This window comes from Pedobacter cryoconitis, from assembly GCF_014200605.1.
Taxonomy (GTDB): domain Bacteria; phylum Bacteroidota; class Bacteroidia; order Sphingobacteriales; family Sphingobacteriaceae; genus Pedobacter; species Pedobacter cryoconitis_B.
Map to the genome: position 1 here is coordinate 412,849 of NZ_JACHCE010000004.1, position 22,624 is coordinate 435,472.

A 22,624-nucleotide genomic window follows, 5' to 3' on the forward strand; every position below is an offset into this window, starting at 1 on the left:
ATATTGGAATTTATATGTTCAAAGATGAGAAATTATAGCTGTATAATAAAAAAGCTCCGATGAATAGCTGAAATATATTTTCCAGTCATTCACCGGAGCTTTTATCAATTGATAAAATTTATTCAGCTGTCTTTCCAGCTGCTGCCGGAACTGTAGTTAACGGAGCTGCAAACTTATCATATGTTTTAACTACAAAACCTTTTTTCTTTAAACCCGGAACAAATTTCTCCTGGTTACCCACAATGACAACACGTGTATCATCATAACCAAAATACTTCTTGCTTACACGCAAAATATCATCTGCTGTAACCGCATTAATCTTTTGAAGATAAGTACGGTAGAAATCTTTTGGAAGATTGTTGATCAGGATATTACTGGCAAAACCGGCCATACGTGCCGGATTTTCCAATCCCAATGCAAAAGATCCGTTGTATAAATTCTTCGCATTCTGAAGATCATCAGCACTTACTTTTTCTGTACGCATCACTTTGATCTCATTCAGAAATTCTACTACCGCACTATCTACTTTTTCATTTCTTACAGCTGCATTTGCACGGAATTGCGCTTGAAAACGTCCCGTACCTGCTGATGAATATGCACCATAAGTAAATCCATGTTTCTCTCTCAGATTTCTGAAAAGTTTAGCATCAGCCCCACCGCCCAAAATCTCATTTGCCAATAAAACAGCATGATAATCCGGACTGCTTAATGGCAGATCAATCAGATTTGTGACCGTAATTTCTGACTGTACAGCATTGGGTACATCAACGACATCAATCTCTGTTTGAGCAGGATTACTTACTTTTGAAAGTACCGGAAGCGTTAAAGAAGCACCTTTCCAGTCTCCAAGCGCTTTAATAGCCAACGCTTTTGCCGCCTCAGGCTTAATATCTCCAACAAAAGTAAGGTAGCCTCTGGATGGGGTAACATATTTGCTGTAAGCTGTTTTCACATCATTCAACGTAATTGAATTGATGCTTTTTTCGGTTTCAAATTCTCCATAAGGATGATTCACACCATAAGCCAGTGCTTTAACTACACGCCCTGAAATCGCTTTGGCACTACGTTCGCTTGATTTCAATCCGGTAAGCGCCTGAGATTTTAACTTCTCAAATGAAGGCTCCGGGAAAGAAGGATGACGTAAAGCTTCGGCCATTAGCAAGAATGCACTATCAAAATAACGGGTTAATGCAGAGGTATTACCGCCACCGGCAGAAACACTGACATCCGCTCCTAATTGATCAACAGCTTCATCAAACTGGTTTTTTGTTTTAGTTGTTGTCCCTTCATTCATTAATCCGCTAAGAAAAGACATCACTCCTGCTTTAGCACCTTCAGTGATTGGTCCGGCATCGATACTAAAAGTAGCAGATACTTTAGGTAATTTATGGTTTTCGACTACAAGCACTGTAATTCCGTTAGGAAGCTTATAGATTACAGGATCGGCAAAGGTAAGTACAGGTGCCGGGCCTGGTTTTGGTTTCTGACTTCTGTCTAATTTTTGCGCCGCAACATTCTGAACAAACAGTGCTGCTATGGCAAATATGAATATCTTCTTCATTTTCTGATTTTAATCTTGATTAGAATTATACTATTTCTTAGGTAAGTAGTAAAGAACAATACGCTGATTTTTATTCAAATATTTACGGGCTACATCCCTGATTTCTTCACGCGTTATGGATCTTACCTTTTCCAATTCTTCATTAATATCATTGGTATCCTTATCGTGAAAAGTATATCCACTGGCAAGATTTTGAGCAACGCCAATCATTTTGCTATTTGCACTTACATAACTATTCTCAAACTGGTTCTGCAATTTCTTTAGTTCAGACTCACTGATCAGCTCAGTCTGTAAACGGGCAACTTCTGCATCAATATCTTTTAAAAGATCATTGAGCGGGGTATTATTATTTGGTAAAGCCAAAGTAATATAAGCACCGTAATCTTCCAGACTATAGTTGAAAGCTGCGACCTGAAGAGCCGTTTTCTTTTCATCTACCATTTTAGTGCTTAATCTTGAACTTCCGCCACCAGAAAGCAATGTGCTGATTAATCCTAAAACTTTACTATCATGGCTTTTCATACCCGGAACACGGTAAGCTGCGAATATGGCAGGGATCTGAATATTTGCATCATAAGCTGTATCAATAATCTCCTTTTCAATTGGTCTTAACGTATAGGCCGATCTCACAACCGGTGCTCCTTTTGGCACTTCATCAAAGTATTTCTGTACCAAAGCTTTTGTTTTGTCAATGTCCAGGTCACCCGCAATAGTTAACACGGCATTGTTTGGGACATAGTATTTCTTAAAGAATGCGATAAATTCACTCAGTTTTGCTGCGTCAAGATGCTCCATAGAACCAATTGGCTGCCAGCGGTAAGGATGACCTTCAAACAAACGGGCAAATATCTTTTCTGTGAATTTACCATATGGAGAGTTGTCAATGCGCAACCTTTTTTCTTCTTTAACAACTTCATTCTGTGTTTTAACACCTGCTTCATCAATCTTTGGATGCAGCATGCGCTCACTTTCTAACCATAAACCCAGTTCCAGCTGATTAGAAGGAAATACCTCATAATAAAATGTTCTGTCCTGTGAAGTATTCGCATTATTCTCTCCTCCATTACTGCTCACAATTTTCATGAACTCACCGCGTTTCATATTATCGCTGCCTTCAAACAGCAAGTGTTCGAAAAAATGCGCAAAACCAGTTCTTTGTTCTTCCTCATCTTTTGAACCTACATGGTACATCACAGATACTGCTACTACAGGTGCTGTTTTATCCTGATGCAGAATAACATGTAAGCCATTGTCCATATCATATTCGGTGAATTTTACCTTTTGCGCCGAAGCACTCAGGAACAAACCCGAAATGGCCATTGTTAGTAATAATTTTTGTTTCATAATAAGGTTATCCGTTTTTTTATAATTATTAGCCTGATTTTTCCTGACACCAGTTATCTTTCTGCTGTTGATGTACAAAAAAGACAAAAGAGTTCCGGGAAATAGAGCAATTTAGTTCTAAGACTCCGGTATTAGTCTAAAATTACAAAAAAAGAAAAAAGAAAATTAAGAGTTTTCCGATTCAGAAGGCATAACAGCCGAGATTTCCCGAACCAGATCTGCATCAATAAACGGTTTAGTAATTAAACCAGAGAACCCTTTTGCTTTAATATTTGCATCTTCGATTTCTGCCTCATTGCCACTAATTACAATAACAGGTATTTTATTGATGGGGCTATCAGAATTTCTGATGGCCGAGAGCAGTTCATATCCATCCATTTCAGGCATCTGAATATCAGTAAGAACAATGTTTACAGGTGTTTTACGCAAAATGGCCAGAGCCTCAATGCCATTGGATGCCTGATGAAATCTGACATTCCATTTACTGGTCATCATTTTCAGAAACATTAAATTCAGTTCATTATCATCTACAGCAAGGATACTTATGCCACTAAGTAACAGTAACTGAGCATCTGTCCCGGTTTTATCGGGTGTATTCTCAACCGTACTACCATCCTGATAAGGAATATAGAATTTGAAAGTACTGCCTTCACCAGCCTTACTTTCTACGCTGATCTCCCCCTTTTGTAACTCCACCATTTGTTTACAGATATAAAGCCCAAGACCTGTTCCGGTCTTTCCTTTAGCAGAATTAGTCTGATAGTATTTAGAGAATAAGTTTGCCTGCTGTTCGGTACTGATCCCCATACCTGTATCTGTAATACCAATCTCTAACCTGGTTTCCTGTTTTACATTTATCAATTTAGCATTTACAGTAATCCCTCCGGTATTGGTATATTTAATGGCATTACTTAACAGGTTAACCATAATTTGTTTCAATCTGAAACTATCACCTGATAATACCGCTTCTTTATTTCCTTCGAAATTATAACCGATTGCAAGTTTTTTCTTGGCCGCACTGAACTCCATACTTTCTATCACCTCTTTCAAGGCATAATCCGCGTTAAATGGTTCTGCATTGATCTTAAACTCATTGCTTTCCATTTTTGCAGCATCAAGCGTATCATTCAGGGTAAGCAGCAGCATATCAGAAGATAATGTAATAGAACCCAGCATTTCTTTTTGACGTGGAGAAAGGTTTGTTCTGCTGAAAATATACAGAAACCCTTTAATTGCTGTTAACGGGTTACGTATCTCATGGCTCATATGTAACAGCAAGTCCATTTTTTGTTGCGCAATAGTAACTGCACGATCATTTTCCTGACGCAGAAATACCTCTGACTTATCAAGTTTAATGATGAAAATAATCAGCAATACAGCAAATATCAGTACCAGAGTTAATGCAGCAAGATAGAATTTATTCAACAAAGCCGTAGTTTCCTGATAGCTTTTAAAAGCCATTTCTTTAAATTCAGCAACGATACTATAATTAATCTCCTTCACTCCATTAATGATCCGTTCCATCTCATTGTTGATACGGATATTCAGGGTAATTAATTCCTTTTGCGTAGTCAGTAACCTTGCATTGCGCTCCTGTAACTGTTGAATCCCTTTGGTATAGGCCCTTTTATCTCTTCCGGCAATTTTCATCGTAACCGAATCAATAGAGCCACTGGTACGGTTATGATTGATCTCAATAATGCCTGCACGGGATGCATTGGTATTGGAGATAGCATCCTTCAATCTCGTAAAAAGACCTTTCTTTTTAACGACTACATCTTTACGTATCGTATCAGTATCGGTCTTCGCATTTTTTTTACGGGTATGAATTACCGTACTGATTGCCGGCAGATTTTTCTGATTCTGATTGAGATCAGTATAAGCGGTAAGCAGTGAATCAAAATTATGCTTAAGCGTATATAGATTTTCTGAAAGTTTTATTTTCTCATGGTACCAGTAACGAACTTTATCACGTTGTAAAGCTGATAAACCTGCTGTGTCAGTATCTTCCTTAAGCAGCGAATCAATCTCATCAAAAGCTTGCGACAGTTTCACTTTATAGGCATTATTTTTAGTGCTGTCAGTACTTAAAAGGGACTCCTGAAAATCATCCTCCGCCTGGTGAAGTAATAATAAAGCACGTTGTGGTTTAGATTGATCCCGCTCAATATGACGCGTAAACTTTGAAAGGTTCTCTAATTTATGCGTAATAGAATAACGTACAAAAAGTGCAGCTATAGCAAGGATAATAACTCCAGCCACAAAGGCAAGAATAATCTTTCTCGATAGAAATTTAGTGTAGGTTGGTTTCAAAGCGTTGTTATTTCATTCATACAGAAGCACAAAAATACCATATTTTTTTATGCTTTCTTCATATTTAGGTCAGATGCTGCCCCTATGGCCAACCTGTATCCCACAGGGGCTGTTCTGATTACAAATAAATCTTAAGTGATCCTATCATATTCTGGTGCATCTCTATGAGCTGAATAATATAACGGCCAACACCAGATTCCTGCAGTTCGTTGCCAAAATAAGCCGCTTTTTTCTGTAACCGGATGATCAGACTTTCATGGTCTTCCAACAAATCAGCAATAGCTTCCATACCGTCATTTTTAAGCTCGTATTGTTCAGCAAGATGCTCCAGTTCCAGAAATACTTCCAGCGTAGCCGGAATATTGTAGCCTGTAGAATGAATACGCTCTGCAATACTGTCCATAATAATCTCTAATTCTTCATATTGTGCCTTAAAAAGCATGATTTTGCGGTGGAGATCATTCTTATCTAAATTACTATGCACGTTTCTTGTTTTTGTATAAAGCAGAAATTCATCTGCTAAAACTACATTCAGTGCTTGTGCTGTTTTGACAGAGTTTCTTTCTATAACTCCTAGAATTGGTTCCATATGATTAAAAGATTTGTGTGTATGTATTAAAATTTGAAGGCAGCACCTGCGGTAACCAGACCTCTGTAACCCCAGCCAAGCTCTGCAAAACCTGAAATCCTGCTATTACCGACCCGCATTGCGATGGGGTTAATCTGATAAATAATTTTATCAGCGTCTTTGCGTTTTTCATTTACAGGCTTGTCCGGATAATCAATTTTCCCGGTATGTATACTGTACCCGGCGCTTACCATACCATAAAACTCCACTGTTCTGCCTTGCGAATAAGTAAAATCGGTGCTTGCTGCGAATGTGAATTCATTGACCTTGTTTCCTGAATAACTACATCCCTGATAACCCAGATCCCCTCCGATTCTTATCTTTTCTATAAACTGATACCGGTAACCCAAAACAGTTAACATAGAAAAATCTGATTCTGCTCTTATAAAACTTTGTGATAATCTGATGCTATTTACTCTTCCCGGCCTAAAATCCTGGGCTTTTGCCTGAGTCAATAGCCCCGTTATCATCATAACAACAGCTGCACCAGTGATTTTTCTCATATCCTAAGTTTTGATGATTTTCTCCTTTTGTTAATAGACGACCAGAACAGCAAATACCCCCACTCCTTATTTTATTTTTTTTCAAAACATCTATATGCCTGAACAATTACAAATAATTTTACCTTTGCGCTATAACAAGCCTTAACAGGACCACGGCTGTTAACCTATGCACACAAACGAACCATTATATTCAGATTTTCAAAAGTTATTCCGGCTGCATCATCATACCTTATGCATGCATGCTTATAAATATCTTGCGGACAGTGATGAAAGTCAGGATGCTGTACAGGAAGTTTTTGTTAAATTCTGGGAGATAAAAAAGGAAATGGTCAATGATAAAAATGCATTGTATTACCTGATTACTGCTGTACGTAATAATTGCATTTCAAGACTGAGAAAAAAGGTTCATACAATATCCATGGAGGATGAAGTTGTTTCTAATCAAATAACAGACACCCCGGCAGAAGAAGACACGAAAGAAAATACAGATATTCAGGCACTGGTTGATGAGGCTTTAGCCCTCCTCCCGCCAAAATGTGGTGCAATTTTCAGAATGAGCAGAATTGATAAATTAACTTATCAGCAAATAGCAAATGAACTGGGGATTTCTATTAAAACAGTAGAAAACCAAATGGGAAAAGCAATTGGAATCATGCGTGAATTTGCCCGCACGCATTATATCCCCTTTTCTATTTTACTTTCACTTATTTTTTTTATCGGGCATAGGGGTATCCCAAATTTTTACGTTTAATTTCTGTTTAACAGACAACATGCAAAATCAAGACATTAACACTCTTCTGGCCAAACATTTCAACGGCGAAGCTCTTCCTGAAGAACAGGATATAGTAGCGCTGTGGATTGCATCCAACCCACAGGAATATAAACGTCTGCAAGCATTGATAATGCAAACCGATCAGGCTGCTTCCCGTATACCTGAATTTGATTTAGAAAATAGCTGGAATAAAATAGACACGCAAATCAGGGGAAAGCAAAATAAAACCATTAAACTGGTTGAGAGAGCTCCACAGCGCAGGTTATGGATGTCTGTCGCTGCTGCCTTATTCCTGGTTACAAGTTTTGGCCTGATCTATTACAGCAGCTATTACAATCCGCTCATCACAGTTACCTCAGGAAATCTGGCCAATAAACGTGTTACACTTGAAGACGGTTCAATCGTTTCACTAAACGCAAACACCACATTAAAATATTTCAAGCATTTATCTTCTGATAAAAGACAGGTAAGACTCGAAGGAGAGGCCTTTTTCGAAGTCACAAAAAACCCCGCAAGGCCTTTTATTGTCGATGCAGGAAAAGGAGAAATTAAAGTATTAGGAACCTCTTTTAATGTAAACACCGGTTCGGACAAAGTAGAAGTTATTGTAAAAACTGGTAAAGTTCAGTTAAGCAGTACGACCAAACGTGATGTTATGGTTACACTTTTACCTGGAAACAGAGGGATACTAAATAACAATCAGCTGGAAAAAGACTCAGTTCTTTCAGAAAATGAGCTCTCCTGGAAGACAGGCCGCCTGGTTTTCAAAAATGAGCAGCTGGCTAACGTAGTCAAAACACTCGAAACCACTTATCACAGAAAAATTATATTGGATAGTAATGCTTCATCCTGCGCGGTGACAGCTACCTTTTTTACAAACAAATCATTAGACAGCGTTCTGGATGAATTAAAACTCATTCTTAAGTTTAATTACGAGGTTAAAAAAGATTACATATTAATCCATAATTTAGCCTGTGAGAATGACAACAGGCAATAAAATCTATTTTTTTCTTTTCCTGATACTGGTTCCTGTGTTTTTAAATGCACAGAATAGGACCAGCTTATTAAACACGCCTGTTAAACTCCCGGTAAGAAAAGGCCATATCTCCTACTTCCTGACCCAGGTAGAACAAACTGGTGTACTATTAACCTACAATCCGGACAATATCCGGATGAAACGGCAAGTAAGTTTGTCTGGCAGAATAAAAACCGTCGGAGAATTACTGGAAGAAGTCCTCCGTGCAGAATCTGTCCGCATTAAAGAATATGAAGGCAAAATACTTTTAATCAGCAACCCCAGATTAATCACTATTAGTGGTATAATCAAGGAACAGGGTAGCGGTGAAATTATTATTGGAGCTAATGTCACAGAGCCAGAAAGTCACAGCACTGCAACCTCCAATGGATTTGGTTTTTATAGCATTAGTCTTGAAAAAGGCACTTATTTACTCAACATCACGCATACAGGCTATGATCCTGTTCGTATGGAAGTTGATCTTGAAAATGGGAACATAAGAAAAGATATTTATATGAAATCGGGTCTGGACCTGCCCGAATTGAAAATCACAAAAAGTACAGAAGCCCAGAGCAATCTAAATCTGAGAGGAGATCATGTCGATTTGGAAGAAGCCGGTAAGCTGCCTTCATTTCTTGGAGAAAAAGACGTTGTAAGGGCCGTACAGCTCTACCCCGGTGTGGCTGGTAATAGCGGAGGCTCTGTAAGTATGTTTGTAAGAGGCGGTAATGCCGATCAGAACCTGGTTACACTGGACGATATATCTATATATAATATCAATCACTTTAACGGAATGTTTTCTATTTTCAATCCCGATGTATTAAAAAGCGTAGATTTTTACCGTAGTGATTTCCCTTCCAAATATGGAGGCCGTCTTTCTTCAGTGCTCAATATCCGCTCACGTGATGGTAATATGGAAAAATATCATGGCCATGCGACTATTGGGTTACTTTATGCATCTGTAGGGCTTGAAGGACCAATTGTAAAAGAAAAAGCATCCTTTTCATTCAATATGAGAAGAAGCTGGCTGGATTTACTGGGTGCAAAAGCTTTGGAAAATGCAGGTCTATTTTATTATTTCTCCGACATCAATTTAAAACTAAATTATATAGCTGATCCAAATAACAGGTTTTATATCAGTGCCTATTTAGGGAGTGATGCCTACCGGCAGAAGACTAATCTGATTCCTGATTCAACGAATACGCAGAAAGATTACAGATCCACACTGAAATGGGGTAACCGGCTCATTGCTTTCAGATGGAATAGAATTCTAAGCCCCCGGCTCTTTAAAAACACGACAGTTACTTTTAGTCAGTATACAAACAGTTTTGATAGCAAAGAACCATTAATCATTGATGCACTGCCGGACAAGATCTATTCTACGGTGAAAGACTATGGTATAAAAAGCGATTTCAACTACTACCTGAGACCTGACCTTAAACTGAATTTTGGAGGGGGTGTGAACCTGAATTCATTTATATTTCCGGCCGTCTTTACCTCCTCCGAAAGCATAAAAATCAACACATTGAACTTCAATGCTTATGTTGAAGACGAAGTTAAAATCGGAGATCATGCAGAACTTATTGCAGGCCTGCACTATGCAGGGTTTAAATCTGGTAAAACAACTTATCATACCCTACAGCCGCGTATAAGGCTTTCTTATCGCCTAAATGAAAACCAGGTGCTTACTGCATCTTATTCAAAAATGGCTCAGTTTATCCATCAGTTTACCGTTAATGGATTTTCATTTCCCACTGAATTCAGGATCCCAAGCGGCAGATATATCAAACCAGAAATCTCAGAAATCTTAAATCTCTCTTATCGCCTGCAGGCTGGTAAAACAAGCAGTTTCACTATCGAAGCTTACTACAAAGAAATGACCAATTTACTAGCCTTGGGTTCCGGACAGGACATTGCGAATGGTTATTTCGCCAAGAAAATAGAAGATCGCCTGGTTCCTGGAAAAGGGATAAGTAAAGGTATAGAATTCAGTTATGTACAACAGTTCAACTGGCTGAGATTCCAAATGGCCTATACCCTCTCCAAAACTACCGGTCAGTTTAAAGCACTTAATTTAGGAGAGAGTTTTCCTTTAAATCAGGATTTCAGGCATAATTTTAATATTGCAGCCAATGCTTCTTTAGGAAAAAGACTTGGAATATCTGCTTTATGGACCTACACAACCGGCCAGCATATTACAGTACCTCAAACGATCCATAAAAGTCTGGACGATGTACTGGGCAATATTTCTGCTCCTAATACTTATATAATTTCCGGCTTAAACAACTACACCCTTTCCAGTAATTACAAACTTGATCTCGGTTTGAACCTTACCCGGAAGTTTAGAAACGGACATGAAAGAATCTGGTCTTTAGGTATGTACAATGCGATTGCTAATCCTCAGTCCAAAACGGTATTGACATCAATTGATAATAGTACAACGCATGTTTATATTCTGGAGCAGGACAAATTAAAACTAATTCCTTATTTTACATTTACTTATAAATTCTAAGTATGCATATTTACAGTAAGAAAAATCTTCTGGCATTACTCATTTTACTATCTATGAGCAGTTGTGAAAAAGAAACGAATGTAGATATCAGTAAAAATCCTGCAAAACTGGTTGTATTAGGAGAATTTAACCAGGAAGATGATGCATTAATCAATCTGAGTACTTCTGTTTTTTCCACTGCAAAGGGAGCATTTCCTGATGTTGAAGATGCACAGATCAGCCTATTGGATAAAAATAATACGCTGATAGAAAAATACACTTACCAAAGCAAGGGAAATTATACGGGTAAAAAAGCAATGACTGGCCAGCAATATAAACTGGCAGTCAATTATAATGGAGAAACTTATCAGGCCCAAACCACTATACCTTCGGCATTTAATTTGAATCTTATTGAGCAGGATGCCAGCTCACTGATAGCAGAAATAGTTGATTTGAGCCTGGAAATCAATGCCTATACTTTTGAAATACTTGCAAAACCATTTACTGTAGACCGTTATTATCTGGAGAACGGACAAAAGATAAAAGTAAATTCAGAAGCTGAATTTACTGAACTGCTCAAAATTAAACCCAACCTGGAACCCAAACGTGATACAACCTTTAATACAAAATTCAGCAGAATATATATTGAAACAGCCGACAACAGAACTGAGAATGTAAAATACAATGTCTTAAAAGACAATTCAGGCAGAATTTTTTTAACGGATAAAACATTCAACGGAGGTAAAACTACTTTGGAAATCTACTATCAGAATCTGTTATCAAATACGGCAAACATTCAATATGTACTTGTTGTAAAATCAACTGATCCTGTATATTTTAATTACTTATACAGTTCTGATTTGCAGGCTGCAAAAAGCCTGGCTGGTATAACAGATGTTCCGATTAAAGGAAATATAGTTAATGCACTTGGAATCTGGGGAGGTGCGTATGTCAAAAAAATCATACTAAAGAACTAAATATGTTCCAGCTGTTGCGTAAAAACATAGAAAAGCACATTCAGATTACAGAGGAAGAATTTGAACAATTCTGTGCAAATTTTCAGCTCAGAAAAGTAAAAAAGAAAGATTTTCTATTAAGAGCGGGCGAAATATGCAGATATGAAGGCTTCGTCACTAAAGGATGTTTTAAAGTCTATTACCTGGATGAAAATGGTTCAGAACAGATCCTTTATTTTGCTACAGAAGACTGGTGGGCAACAGACATAGATAGTTTTACTAATCAGGTCCCTGCTATTCTGAATATTGAGGCCTTAGAAGACTGTGAGGTATTATGTATCAATAAACCTGATAAAGATATTCTTTACAATCAATTAGCCAAAGTCGAAAAGCTTTTCAGGATTATGAACCAGAGGACACTGGTATCATTTCAACGCAGGGTCATCTCTTCTATTGGCAAGACTGCTGCACAGCGTTATATAGAATTCATAGAGAAATATCCGGGTTTAGAGGATAGGTTAACTCAATTACAGGTAGCGGCTTATCTTGGTATCACCCACGAATTTCTAAACAAGATCAGGAAAAAGCTTTTTCGAAACTGATTATTTTTCAAGGCATTGAACTAGTTCAATTTTTCGTAAAAAGAGCTGCTGTACTTTTGTTTCATAAAAAAAAATGAACATGAAAAAAGCAATCTTAAACATCGGTGCAGGCTGCCTGCTTACCATCTGTAGTATTCCTTCTGCCTCTGCTCAGAAGCCTTCCAATGCAAATACTGCATTAATTGTTATTGACATTCAAAATGATTATTTCCCAGGTGGTAAAATGACACTGGTTAATGCAAATGAAGCCAGTAATAACGCTAAAAAACTAATTGAAAAAAGTAGAAAAGCAGGTATCCCCGTTATTCATGTGCAGCATATCGCGTTGCAGGAAGGGGCAACTTTTTTTCTTCCGGACACAAAGGGTGCAGAATTACATAAAGATGTTACTCCTTTAAAAAATGAGAAACTAATCGTAAAGCATTATCCTAATAGTTTCCGTGAAACAGATTTACTTGAATACCTTAAAAGCAAAAACATTAAAAATCTGGTATTTGCAGGTATGATGACGCATGTTTGTATTGATGCCACAGTCAAAGCCGCCAAAGATTATGGCTTTAATTGCGAAGTTATAGCAGATGCAACAGCCACAAGGGACCTGGAAGCCAATGGTCAAAAGGTAAAAGCAGAAGAGGTTCAGAATGCTTTAATTGCAGCACTGAATTTCTATTATGCAGAAATAAGTTCTACTGAAAAATTTCTTAGGCAAAACTAACCGCAAGCACAAACAGGTCAGCATTCGATCGAAAAGATAACACACATTGAATCAGACTTCTAAAATCACAATTCCTGATAATAGCAATCTGGTATTTTAAATGCATTTAGCAAAAAAATATAAAATTTGAGCTGTTTATGATGAGAATAATTACCTGTTATTTTTATATACTTGATAAAAAAACAGGTAATTAATTGATTTAAAAAGGTGATTATGGATCCAGAAAAGAGCGTCTACAGTTACTTTAGCGACACCATGTTGTTAAAGTATTTAAAACAGGGTGACCGGGGGGCATTTGATGAGATTTTTAACAGATATTGGAAGAAATTATATAACAATGCTTATAAAAGATTAAAAGACAAAGATTTAGTAGAATCAATTGTACAGGAAGTATATTTCAATCTATGGAAAGAAAAGGAAAGTCAAAAAATTCATAAACTACTCCCTTATCTGTTATCGTCTTTACGGTCCAATGTTTTGAAGTTATACCGGGAAGGTAAGGCCGGACCATTTTTTGAAAGAGGGCTGAAATACATCATGTTAGCCTCAATACATAACGGCGTAAACTAAATTACTCAATCGGGATCCAAAACTAAAAAGAGCATTGATTAAACTGAGTTTCAGTTTAATCAATGCTCTTTTTATGTTATTGCTGCTTATTGAGGCGTAAATTTAAAGGAATGAATAATCATTTCCACTTCCTGACCATTTACAGGTGCATGCCCGCTAAACAACCATAAATTCATGTGTACTGGCAAAGCCTCTGTACTTACAGGAAAGCCTGCCGGCGTACTATAGGGATAAAAAGAATTGGCTTCATTTTGCGTATGCCCATGATAAGCTTTATAAGTTACCGCCTGGTTTGTACGTGTAAATTTATAAGTACTATAGGTTCCGTTTAAAGCAAGTTCATAAGTCTTTGAATCTCTTGTCTCAGGATTACCATAAGCAGGATATACTGTATAATTGAAATTAGGCCATTGCGAATTGCCCCATCTTGCAAATTCAATATCCACTTCATGATGCCCGTCATCTCCGTCTTTATAATTGAATAAACCAAATACAATATTCGGATCTAATTGATCCGGACGGCCTTCTACTTCCCAGACATAAGAACCATAGCCAAATTTTTGCTGTGAATAAATCTCCGCGCAGTTCCATCTGCCTGTTGCCGGATCTTTCTTTAATTTTAAATGCAGAAAGCCTTGCGCATCTACCCAGACACTACTGCCTGACCAGTAATTTGGCCCGGGACCAACTGTTGTGTTTCCCAAATCTTTGACATTCCAGGTAATACCACTAAAAGAAATAGTACTCACTGCAGCAACGGCATTTTTTCCATTTCCCTGTCCTGCAGCATTTACATCAGTAATTGCCTGATCTTTTTTACAAGAAACGGCAAGCATCGCAATGATTGCGATAAAATACATCTTTTTCATACGTTTTTGGTTTTAGATTGTTAGGTTTGTTATCTAACCTACTGACACACAAACATACTATCAGGGGTAATCAAAGCTAGAATATTTTTTCTGTCCATACTAAAACATCCGAAATGATAAACCATTTTGATCATATTGTAATTACAGTGAGTAACATTGAGCGCTCCGTTGACTTTTACGAATCCGTACTCTTTATGACCCCTATTACCTTTGGCAATGGCAGAAGAGCATTAAAATTTGGCGATCAAAAGATTAATCTTCAGCTTTTAGGACAAGAAACCAGGAACAAAGCTGGTATAGGGTCGGCAGATATTTGCCTGATCAGCGACTGGACAACTGAAAAGGTGATCACACATCTGACAGAAAAAAAGGTCACCATTATTGAAGGGCCTGTTGAAAAATCAGGGGCAAACGGAATAATTATATCCGTTTACATTAATGACCCCGATAAAAACCTGATAGAAATAAGCCGTTATAAATAAACCTTAACGACTTAAAATCATTTTATAATAAAGATTGCCGGATTCCTCCTGCTGTTTACCTTTTTTCTGGAAACCCATTTTCTCAAACCAGGTAACCAGTGCTAAAGGTGAATGCACCTCAAGTGCTTCATTTTTTTGCACAAGTAGTTTATCAATAAGGGCTTTACCTACCCCAACACCTCTATACTGTTCTAAAACTGCTAATCCTTCGATTTTAAAACCTGTTTTAGTTTTACGGCAACTGCAGGTTCCGGCGGGCAGATCATGTACAGTAGCCAGAAAATTTAAGTTTTGATCATCCGAAATACCTGCAAAAGATTGTTCCGCATCAATTTTCCTTAAAACTGACTTTACTATTGCAGCAGAAGTCTTAAATGCTTCAGTGGTTTCAACCAGCCGCACCTCTATCTCAGCTGCTTCCGAAGACTTTTCAGACCGCTGTTCTTTCATCGTTTCTACCAGCTGCTGCGCCCTTTCAAAAAAGCTTTTCTTGCGCAGCTGTTCCTCAGTCTCATTCAAAGCCTGCAGTAACTTATTCTCTGTCTGGGTAACCTCAGATAAAACTTTGATCATGACCTCCCATACCGGTTTCATTTTCTCGATCAATTCCCAGGCCTTACCTGTTAATATAATCAGACGTTTACGTTCATCCGTTTTATCACGCAAAGAGCTGATCAGCTTTTGCTGTTCCAGCTCTTTTAATAAACTAATAGTTGAAGGGTGTGCATAACCGATTTCTGATGCCAGCTCCAGGATACTCAGAGGAGATTTAAATTGTAAAGTATAGATTACAGGAAACCACTTGGGTTCAAACTCTATACCAAAAGCTTTATACAGCAAAAGCCCGTCCTTTCGGAATTGATCACTTAGCCGCTGTAACCGTGTGGATATAGCTAATATACCAGATTCATCTATCAGATTAACAGGTTCCTTACTGCTCATTTTCCAAATGTAAAACAAAAAAATGAGTGTCCACCTTCATTAAAGGTATACTGGCTGGTAAATTAGTCTTTTCAATAGGCATAAAACCATTACGCTCATAAAACCTGATTGCAGCCTGCAAAAGAAGAATAGTCCCCAGGTAAATCGCCTTTATCCCTTTTTCTCTGGCATAAGCAATCAGGATATCCAGTAATTGCTGTGCTATTCCCCGTTCTTTACCTCTAAAGTCCTTATGAACAAACATTTTACGGATTACCCCGATGCCATCTCCCACATTGATCAGTGCAATAGAACCTATCACCTGGTCCTGATGTTTTGCAACCCAGAATTCACCTCCCGGCACCTTATAAAATTCTTCTATCACTTTTAAATCAGGCTGATCTGCAACTGTAATCGGAATGTTAAACTCCTGTTGTTGAATAGTAAGTATTAAATCTATGATTTGCTCAGTTTCTGCAACTGTTGATGTCTTGATTTCAAATTGTGTTTCCATCGCTTTATAGTATATATGTGTAAAAGTACGTAGTCAACTACATATATACAAATTAATCTAAAATAATTGTATAAGACAAAGCCTTTATAAAGCTTGAATTTGGAAAAACAGAAAATAAGGACTACCATTGCTTCGCATAGAAGCAAAGCTAAAACCAAAGCTGTATGAAGAAAATTATCCTAACCTTATTGGCCATTTCCTGCCTGCAAATCTCCAGCGCTCAGGAAGGCAAAAACTATCAGCTCGTCAAAAATCCGAATGGCATTGTATTAGGCTATAGTCCTGCCTCAGGAGTCACTATATTGACTATTGAAGGATTAAAATTCAAAGACCTGAACAAAAACGGGAAACTGGACAAATATGAAGACTGGAGGCTCCCGGCCCAAGAAAGGGCAAAAGACCTTGCCCACCAGATGACTATCGCACAAATCTCCGGACTAATGCTCTACAGCAGTCACCAGATGATCCCTGCTGCCGATTCAGGGTTTGGTTCTTCCACTTATAATGGACTGGTTTTTAGCCAGGGCAAAGCTAAAGCTGATGACCTGAGTGATGCACAGAAGAAATTTCTGAAAGAAGACAATCTCAGGCATATATTAATCACCAGAGTTCAGAGTCCGGAAGTTGCAGCAGCCTGGAACAATAACATGCAGGCTTTCGTAGAAGGTACCGGTCTGGGTATTCCAGGAAATACCAGTACAGATCCCCGCCATACAGCAACCATCAATAGTGAATTCAATGCTGGTGCCGGGGGTACAATTTCCATGTGGCCCGACGGATTAGGTATGGCTGCAACATTTAATCCTGCAATAGTCCAGGAATTTGGACATATAGCAGCACAGGAATACCGTGCACTAGGCATTTCAACCGCACTCTCTCCACAAATAGATTTAGGTACAGAACCCCGCTGGTACCGTATTGCGATGACTTTTGGTGAAAGCCCTCTATTGTCAGCAGATATGGCCCGCGCCTATATAGATGGTTTTCAAACCTCTTTCGGAAAGGATGAAATCAAAGACGGATGGGGATATAAAAGTGTAAATGCCATGGTTAAGCACTGGCCCGGTGGCGGCGCAGAAGAAGGCGGAAGGGACGGACACTGGGCTTACGGTAAATTTGCTGTTTACCCCGGAAAAAATCTGGAGCAGCATATTTATCCCTTTACCGAAGGGGCATTTAAATTAGCCGGAAAAACTAAACAGGCCGCAGCAGTTATGCCCTATTATACGATTGCTTACGGACAAGATCCTTCCGGAAACAATATGGCCAATGGTTACAGTAAATATATGATCACAGATTTGCTAAGAAAAAAGTACAATTACGACGGTGTCGTTTGCACAGACTGGCTGATTACAGCAAATGAGGGTGCTACGCCAGATATTTTTGCCGGTAAACCCTGGGGTGCAGAAGCTTTATCAATCAATGAGAGACATTATAAGGTAATCATGGCTGGTGTAGATCAGTTTGGCGGTAATAACGAGGTAAAACCTATACTGGCAGCTTATCAAATGGGTATCAAAGAATATGGAGAACAGTTTATGCGGGCCCGTTTTGAAACCTCAGCAGTCAGATTACTGAAAAACATTTTCAGAGTAGGCCTTTTTGAGAACCCCTACCTTGACCCTCAGGAAAGTAAAAAGATTGTAGGGAATACAGAATTTATGAAAGCGGGTTACCAGGCACAATTGAAATCTGTTGTCTTACTTAAAAACAAAAGTGCCATCCTGCCAATAGCTAAAAACAAAACCGTATTCGTCCCTAAAATTTATTATCCGGCCTCCAAAGACTGGTGGGGAAACCTGTCGGCGCCCAGATTTGATTACCCTGTAGATATCAATTTAATAAAAAAATATTATAACCTAACTGAAGACCCTGCTAAAGCCGATTTTTCTATTGTATTCGTATCCAGTCCATACAGTGCAAACGGAGGATATGACCTGAATGATAGAAAATCAGGTGGAAATGGCTATGTTCCAATCACTTTACAATATAATACCTATACCGCTTCAAAAACCAGAACACAGAGTATAGCGGCAGGTGATCCTGTAATTGATCCCTCCATAAACAATCGTTCATATCTCAGCAAAAGCATTACCGCCTACAACACCATGGACCTCAGGACCATACTTGACACCAGGGCAATGATGAAAGACAAACCGGTTATTGTAGTTATCAATGCCTCAAAACCAATGATCTTTAGTGAATTTGAAAAACAGGCTGAAGGAATTGTATTACATTTTGGCGTTTCAGGACAAGCCGTGCTTGATATTATTTCAGGAGCGGCCGAACCTTCGGGCTTGCTGCCTGTTCAGATGCCTGCTGACATGCTAACTGTAGAAAAACAATATGAAGATATCCCTTTTGACATGAACTGTCACACAGACACTGAAGGGAATGTTTACAACTTTGGATATGGTTTAAACTGGAAAGGTAAAATCAAAGATCAGCGCACCACTAAATACCAGGCTAAATAAGAATATGAACCTGCGATAACCATTTCAAAGCAATAATGATATTTTACAATAAAGGCAGCCTTAAAAAGGCTGCCTTATTCCATTAATGTTTCTTACTTACGTATTTCTTAAAATAGCCACATTCATTTAATATTTCCTGATAATATCTGGTCTGACTATACTGTGCTTTCAGCTCCGCAAAATATTTACCTGTTGGGATATTGCTGAAATCAAATTGCCACGAATACTTTCTGTCTTTTCCCGGATTATTATATTGTGCATTATAAATTTCGTTACGCTCGCATTTTGCGGCCATATAAGTATATTTTGCCTTTAACTCTTTAGATGCAGCATTTGCCCTTGCAATCAGATAATACTTCTCTGCTACCTTACTATCAGTCACAATCCTTCTGTATGGCATAGGAATAGCAGATGGAGAATCTCCATAACTATCCGTTACAGTAGCAGAATAGTAAAACACACGCGCATTACCATAATGCGTAATATTATAATAAGCATTTGCTAGCAGTGCTGCATTTCTCGATACGTTCTTGCCAGCTGCCAGATCTCCCTTAATCGTTTTTAATGCTTCAAGGAAACCCAGTACCGTAAAATGTTTTTTATCCTTATCAGCCTCAAAATCACAATCGTGACAATCTTTGATATTGATATTGAAAGGATTAGCATACATCACACTCCTGTTTACCGTATCGGCCTCTTTCATGTGTACAATTGCTTCATCCAGTTTTTCCTGATATACCAGTAATATAGCTTGTAAATAGCTGAGCTGCCCTACATTGATCGAATAGTAATTGAGCATGGATTGCTCAAATGCAGTCTTATTTTTCTTATTCAAAAGTGCTTTTGCAGCTTCTATCCTATCATTACTATTGTAAAAACCAATCTCAGGATGAAAGAAATAAGCTTTTAAAACATCTCCCTGTTTTTTATACAAATCTGATAAAATAGTCATGCTCTGACCAATTGCACTTTGAAAACGGAGATTAGGAATAGATTTTTTATTCTTGCTTAAACTGTTCAGCCAGTTCAGCGGCTCAACCATTGCGGCCTCAGTTTTAGCATCTATACGTTTCAGCTGCTGAATATAAAGCAGCCAGTCCAGTAATTTATACTGTGCCATAACCAGCGTATCACGCGCTGGCAATTGTTTTCTTGCTTTACCATAAAACGTCCTTGCCACCGGGTAATTACCCGAAAGTGCATTCAGATAACCCGCTGCCATATTCCAGTAATACGGTTTCTGAGTTTTATCTTCATTTGCAATTTTATTGACCAGGGCCCTTTCCTTTGCTGTTTCTAAACGTTTAGCCTGATTAGACGAGCTTGTATCTTTTAACGGTTGCCCTCCCATTTCCCGTTCATTAACCAATCTGCTTAACAGCAGATCAAGTTTCTCAGATTTTGGGTCAATTGCATAAATCTCTTTAATTGCACGTGCCTCATCTCTACTTGTACCCAGCATATGCCATAAAGTAATTTTCTCTGCACCATCTTTTGCCAGGTTTAAAGTTGCTGTCCAGTCTTTCTCATTCTGAGGATGAAAACTCCATCTGCTTGGGATTTTCATTTCAAAAGAATAATTATAACATAAGCTATACAGATAATTTGCCTGTGCATATTCACCCTTTTGATAATAATAACCTGCAAGATATCCCAGCGTACGGTAATACATCATATTCTTTGGAAAAGAGGCTTCTTCTTTAGCAAAATAAGCTGGCAGCGGCACATCCGTTTTCACCGGACCGGCAGCATGCTGCCGTTGTTTAAAATAGTAATAACGTACCATTTGGAACCAGAGACGCTGTTTAATAAAAGGATCTTTTGCCGCATCAACTGCTTTAAGCAAAGTATTTTCCAATGCCTGCGGCACTTCTTTTACAGGAGTTTTTTCATAAGACCAGTAATCACCCGGACCAACTGCATAACTTTCACATTCTTTAGCTAAAATCAGGTAATCAAAAAATGCGCTCACCTTCCTGCGGTCAGCTTTTGAATTTTTCAAATCAGGTAAACCTACAGGTAAAACATTCAGTTTTCCTTTGTAATAACGTGAAGCAGAGTCAATATTTCCAACACCCGCTGTGATGATCAAAGCTTTTAATGAAGTTGTATCTATTTGACCATCAAACCATGAAGCCCACTCATTCACCACTAACTGGCTATAATGCGTATTGCTATCATCCAGATTATACCCATTATAATAAGTAGTAGAACTGGTGAAGAAAAATGGAGAATAATTACTGTTTACAAAAGCTTCCGGTGCAAAACTGGAAAGTTCATAATCATCATAATAGCCGCCATCACCACAGGCAACCACAATACCTGCAATGGCAAGGGAACAAACACTAAAAATGAGCAGAAACTTCTTTGATATCTTCTGCTTTAAGCGCAGCAGCAGCGTTGGTTGATAATTCATAATATATAATATTGCGTTTTTCAAGATGTGCAAGGTGTTTTGATAATTGATAAGCCGCCTGATCCAGTAATTTCTGGTTTACAGTTTCAAGTTTAAATACATCATTCTCTTTGATATAAACTCCTGAGAGATAAAAACTCTTATTTGCTTTATAAACATTAGACTGTGCTGTCTGCTGAAAATTAGCCCGGTCAGACAATTCCTGCTGGCCAATCTTTCCATAAAGCTGGATCACTTTTCCCTCTCTGATCTGTATTGCCCACGAAAACAAAGGCAAAGCGATATCTAAAGGCAATTGATACAAGGGTAAATACTTAACATACTTAGCTGCATCCGTTGTATTGTAAATAGAGTTCCGCTGTTTTAGATTAGCAGATATCTTACCCATATTATAAAACATTAGCAAGCCCTTATCAACCGGAGGCACACCTGTGCGATCAGCATATTTAATCTGATGCAAACGAATAGTTGCTTCCAGTTGTTTTTTATTCAGCTCTTTAAATGTCTTCAGAAAAGCGAAATAACGATTCTTAGTCCCTGTAGTCCAGTCACAATCTATTTGTACACGCTGATAAGAAATCTTATTCTGTGCAGTAATCTCATTAATTAACCTGTTCACCTTTTCTGCCAGCGGCCCCGTCTGGTCAGGTGATAGTTTTTCAAAAGTTTTATTTGTGATGTAAATAACCGGCACAATGTGGAACTGACTAACGTCCTGATTGATACTAATAATCGCATTCGGACGCACATCACTTTTTTGTTCATCCCAGATCACATCAAATAAGCGAACATACAACTGATTATCCGCAGCACCTTTTAAAAGGTCAGCCTGCGGTTTGTCTAATAGCAATGTAGTTTTCCAATAATAAAAAGCAGAATCAGCTGTAGATATTTTCTTTTTACAACCCGTAAGACAACAGATAATCAGACCTGTAATAACTAATCCTGAAAAAATTATTTTTTGACGCATATCAGCAAATTCATATTTCATCTCCAAATGTGATCCTGGAAATCGCCTAAAGGTAGGCAAATCATATTTATCCGCTTAAAACAAAGCAAATATCAGGGCATGAGCAATAAAAATAATCAGACACAGAGGAACATAAAATCGCGTATCATTTTTGGCAAAAGGCGAAGTTTTATGCTTTTTCATCAATCCTACATAATTAAAATCACCAATTGACCGCAAGAGAAAAATCAATCCGATCATCAGGATACCATATTTCAGATATAAAGGGGTGATCACAAATAAAGTATGAGTTGCTAAACCCGGAAGAACCCGGATACTCAGATTAACCGCTGCAAAAATCAATAACCCAGCGGCAACAAAAAGTGTGGCCCGAACTCCGGGAACAAACAACTTTTGGCCTGAATCGGTTGTCGGCACAGACAATTCTTTACCCCATTGCCCACCAAAGGCCCAATAAATATGGATAAAAGATAAAGTCAGAAAAACAATCGTATTCAATAGAGTCATA

The 22,624-nt window shown here is 38.2% G+C and carries 20 protein-coding genes; 9 read left to right on the plus strand and 11 right to left on the minus strand.

All coding sequences use genetic code 11. The features are described from left to right. Nucleotides 1-118: 118 nt before the first annotated feature. The 5 genes from HDE68_RS15075 to HDE68_RS15095 form a co-directional block, all read right to left on the minus strand. Nucleotides 119-1,561 (minus strand): M16 family metallopeptidase, encoded by a 1,443-nt coding sequence (locus tag HDE68_RS15075; protein ID WP_183883038.1) that lies wholly within the window; start codon nucleotides 1,559-1,561, stop codon nucleotides 119-121. Nucleotides 1,562-1,591: 30 nt separating this feature from the next. Beyond that, complete coding sequence (locus tag HDE68_RS15080; RefSeq protein WP_183883039.1) at nucleotides 1,592-2,905, minus strand: M16 family metallopeptidase; 1,314 nt, start codon at nucleotides 2,903-2,905, stop codon at nucleotides 1,592-1,594. Nucleotides 2,906-3,070: 165 nt separating this feature from the next. After that, nucleotides 3,071-5,218 carry a hybrid sensor histidine kinase/response regulator gene (locus tag HDE68_RS15085; RefSeq protein ID WP_183883040.1) on the minus strand — a complete coding sequence of 716 codons (2,148 nt, stop codon included), beginning with the start codon at nucleotides 5,216-5,218 and terminating at the stop codon, nucleotides 3,071-3,073. 118 nt (nucleotides 5,219-5,336) lie between these two features. Beyond that, nucleotides 5,337-5,807, minus strand: coding sequence for a Dps family protein (locus tag HDE68_RS15090; protein WP_183883041.1), 471 nt, complete (start codon nucleotides 5,805-5,807; stop codon nucleotides 5,337-5,339). Between the two features lie 26 nt (nucleotides 5,808-5,833). After that, nucleotides 5,834-6,349: a hypothetical protein gene (locus HDE68_RS15095; RefSeq protein ID WP_183883042.1), complete on the minus strand. Its 516-nt coding sequence runs from the start codon at nucleotides 6,347-6,349 to the stop codon at nucleotides 5,834-5,836. Between the two features lie 166 nt (nucleotides 6,350-6,515). Between HDE68_RS15095 and HDE68_RS15100 the strand changes: the two genes are divergently transcribed. From HDE68_RS15100 to HDE68_RS15130, 7 genes are all read left to right on the plus strand, one after another. Continuing rightward, nucleotides 6,516-7,100, plus strand: a complete 585-nt coding sequence (locus HDE68_RS15100; protein ID WP_183883043.1) for an RNA polymerase sigma-70 factor — start codon at nucleotides 6,516-6,518, stop codon at nucleotides 7,098-7,100. A gap of 19 nt (nucleotides 7,101-7,119) precedes the next feature. Beyond that, nucleotides 7,120-8,118: a FecR family protein gene (locus HDE68_RS15105; RefSeq protein WP_183883044.1), complete on the plus strand. Its 999-nt coding sequence runs from the start codon at nucleotides 7,120-7,122 to the stop codon at nucleotides 8,116-8,118. Continuing rightward, a complete protein-coding gene (locus HDE68_RS15110; RefSeq protein WP_183883045.1) occupies nucleotides 8,102-10,648 on the plus strand; it encodes a TonB-dependent receptor domain-containing protein in 2,547 nt (848 codons plus the stop codon). The genes HDE68_RS15105 and HDE68_RS15110 overlap by 17 nt, the downstream gene beginning before the upstream one ends. 2 nt (nucleotides 10,649-10,650) lie before the next feature. After that, complete coding sequence (locus HDE68_RS15115) at nucleotides 10,651-11,604, plus strand: DUF4249 family protein (protein ID WP_183883046.1); 954 nt, start codon at nucleotides 10,651-10,653, stop codon at nucleotides 11,602-11,604. 2 nt (nucleotides 11,605-11,606) lie between these two features. Beyond that, nucleotides 11,607-12,185 carry a Crp/Fnr family transcriptional regulator gene (locus HDE68_RS15120; protein WP_183883047.1) on the plus strand — a complete coding sequence of 193 codons (579 nt, stop codon included), beginning with the start codon at nucleotides 11,607-11,609 and terminating at the stop codon, nucleotides 12,183-12,185. A 79-nt stretch (nucleotides 12,186-12,264) separates the two neighbouring features. After that, complete coding sequence (locus HDE68_RS15125; protein WP_183883048.1) at nucleotides 12,265-12,900, plus strand: cysteine hydrolase family protein; 636 nt, start codon at nucleotides 12,265-12,267, stop codon at nucleotides 12,898-12,900. 213 nt (nucleotides 12,901-13,113) lie between these two features. Beyond that, nucleotides 13,114-13,470 carry an RNA polymerase sigma factor gene (locus HDE68_RS15130; RefSeq protein WP_183883049.1) on the plus strand — a complete coding sequence of 119 codons (357 nt, stop codon included), beginning with the start codon at nucleotides 13,114-13,116 and terminating at the stop codon, nucleotides 13,468-13,470. Nucleotides 13,471-13,556: 86 nt separating this feature from the next. Here the strand turns inward: HDE68_RS15130 and HDE68_RS15135 are convergent, their stop codons facing one another. After that, nucleotides 13,557-14,339, minus strand: coding sequence for a glycoside hydrolase family 16 protein (locus HDE68_RS15135; protein WP_183883050.1), 783 nt, complete (start codon nucleotides 14,337-14,339; stop codon nucleotides 13,557-13,559). Nucleotides 14,340-14,452: 113 nt separating this feature from the next. Here HDE68_RS15135 and HDE68_RS15140 point away from each other — a divergent pair, with 113 nt between their 5' ends. Further along, nucleotides 14,453-14,821 (plus strand): VOC family protein, encoded by a 369-nt coding sequence (locus tag HDE68_RS15140; protein ID WP_183883051.1) that lies wholly within the window; start codon nucleotides 14,453-14,455, stop codon nucleotides 14,819-14,821. Between the two features lie 3 nt (nucleotides 14,822-14,824). Here HDE68_RS15140 and HDE68_RS15145 read toward each other — a convergent pair whose 3' ends face one another. Both HDE68_RS15145 and HDE68_RS15150 read right to left on the minus strand, forming a co-directional pair. Beyond that, nucleotides 14,825-15,763, minus strand: a complete 939-nt coding sequence (locus HDE68_RS15145) for a bifunctional helix-turn-helix transcriptional regulator/GNAT family N-acetyltransferase (protein ID WP_183883052.1) — start codon at nucleotides 15,761-15,763, stop codon at nucleotides 14,825-14,827. Next, nucleotides 15,753-16,256 (minus strand): GNAT family N-acetyltransferase, encoded by a 504-nt coding sequence (locus HDE68_RS15150; protein WP_183883053.1) that lies wholly within the window; start codon nucleotides 16,254-16,256, stop codon nucleotides 15,753-15,755. Before HDE68_RS15150 ends, HDE68_RS15145 begins: the two co-directional genes overlap by 11 nt. Nucleotides 16,257-16,420: 164 nt before the next feature. Here HDE68_RS15150 and HDE68_RS15155 point away from each other — a divergent pair, with 164 nt between their 5' ends. Then, nucleotides 16,421-18,730 carry a glycoside hydrolase family 3 protein gene (locus HDE68_RS15155; RefSeq protein WP_183883054.1) on the plus strand — a complete coding sequence of 770 codons (2,310 nt, stop codon included), beginning with the start codon at nucleotides 16,421-16,423 and terminating at the stop codon, nucleotides 18,728-18,730. A gap of 82 nt (nucleotides 18,731-18,812) precedes the next feature. On the opposite strand, the gene HDE68_RS15160 is transcribed toward HDE68_RS15155, so the two are convergent. From HDE68_RS15160 to HDE68_RS15170, 3 genes are all read right to left on the minus strand, one after another. Further along, on the minus strand, nucleotides 18,813-21,146 hold the full coding sequence (locus tag HDE68_RS15160; protein ID WP_183883055.1) for a hypothetical protein: 2,334 nt from the start codon (nucleotides 21,144-21,146) through the stop codon (nucleotides 18,813-18,815). Continuing rightward, on the minus strand, nucleotides 21,076-22,116 hold the full coding sequence (locus HDE68_RS15165) for a hypothetical protein (RefSeq protein WP_183883056.1): 1,041 nt from the start codon (nucleotides 22,114-22,116) through the stop codon (nucleotides 21,076-21,078). Before HDE68_RS15165 ends, HDE68_RS15160 begins: the two co-directional genes overlap by 71 nt. A 75-nt stretch (nucleotides 22,117-22,191) precedes the next feature. Then, entirely contained in the window at nucleotides 22,192-22,623 is a 432-nt protein-coding gene (locus tag HDE68_RS15170; protein WP_183883057.1) for a DUF3995 domain-containing protein, read from the minus strand. Nucleotide 22,624: the final 1 nt, after the last annotated feature.

Excerpts from the sequence above, each read along its gene's own strand:
- HDE68_RS15080 (WP_183883039.1), bottom strand. The coding sequence starts at position 2,905 with ATGAAACAAAAATTATTACTAACAATGGCCATTTCGGGTTTGTTCCTG.
- HDE68_RS15105 (WP_183883044.1), top strand. The coding sequence starts at position 7,120 with ATGCAAAATCAAGACATTAACACTCTTCTGGCCAAACATTTCAACGGC.
- HDE68_RS15100 (WP_183883043.1), top strand. The coding sequence starts at position 6,516 with ATGCACACAAACGAACCATTATATTCAGATTTTCAAAAGTTATTCCGG.
- HDE68_RS15140 (WP_183883051.1), top strand. The coding sequence starts at position 14,453 with ATGATAAACCATTTTGATCATATTGTAATTACAGTGAGTAACATTGAG.
- HDE68_RS15145 (WP_183883052.1), bottom strand. The coding sequence starts at position 15,763 with ATGAGCAGTAAGGAACCTGTTAATCTGATAGATGAATCTGGTATATTA.
- HDE68_RS15170 (WP_183883057.1), bottom strand. The coding sequence starts at position 22,623 with ATGACTCTATTGAATACGATTGTTTTTCTGACTTTATCTTTTATCCAT.
- HDE68_RS15130 (WP_183883049.1), top strand. The coding sequence starts at position 13,114 with ATGGATCCAGAAAAGAGCGTCTACAGTTACTTTAGCGACACCATGTTG.
- HDE68_RS15115 (WP_183883046.1), top strand. The coding sequence starts at position 10,651 with ATGCATATTTACAGTAAGAAAAATCTTCTGGCATTACTCATTTTACTA.
- HDE68_RS15160 (WP_183883055.1), bottom strand. The coding sequence starts at position 21,146 with ATGAATTATCAACCAACGCTGCTGCTGCGCTTAAAGCAGAAGATATCA.
- HDE68_RS15090 (WP_183883041.1), bottom strand. The coding sequence starts at position 5,807 with ATGGAACCAATTCTAGGAGTTATAGAAAGAAACTCTGTCAAAACAGCA.
- HDE68_RS15110 (WP_183883045.1), top strand. The coding sequence starts at position 8,102 with ATGACAACAGGCAATAAAATCTATTTTTTTCTTTTCCTGATACTGGTT.
- HDE68_RS15120 (WP_183883047.1), top strand. The coding sequence starts at position 11,607 with ATGTTCCAGCTGTTGCGTAAAAACATAGAAAAGCACATTCAGATTACA.
- HDE68_RS15165 (WP_183883056.1), bottom strand. The coding sequence starts at position 22,116 with ATGCGTCAAAAAATAATTTTTTCAGGATTAGTTATTACAGGTCTGATT.
- HDE68_RS15135 (WP_183883050.1), bottom strand. The coding sequence starts at position 14,339 with ATGAAAAAGATGTATTTTATCGCAATCATTGCGATGCTTGCCGTTTCT.
- HDE68_RS15095 (WP_183883042.1), bottom strand. The coding sequence starts at position 6,349 with ATGAGAAAAATCACTGGTGCAGCTGTTGTTATGATGATAACGGGGCTA.
- HDE68_RS15075 (WP_183883038.1), bottom strand. The coding sequence starts at position 1,561 with ATGAAGAAGATATTCATATTTGCCATAGCAGCACTGTTTGTTCAGAAT.
- HDE68_RS15150 (WP_183883053.1), bottom strand. The coding sequence starts at position 16,256 with ATGGAAACACAATTTGAAATCAAGACATCAACAGTTGCAGAAACTGAG.
- HDE68_RS15155 (WP_183883054.1), top strand. The coding sequence starts at position 16,421 with ATGAAGAAAATTATCCTAACCTTATTGGCCATTTCCTGCCTGCAAATC.
- HDE68_RS15125 (WP_183883048.1), top strand. The coding sequence starts at position 12,265 with ATGAAAAAAGCAATCTTAAACATCGGTGCAGGCTGCCTGCTTACCATC.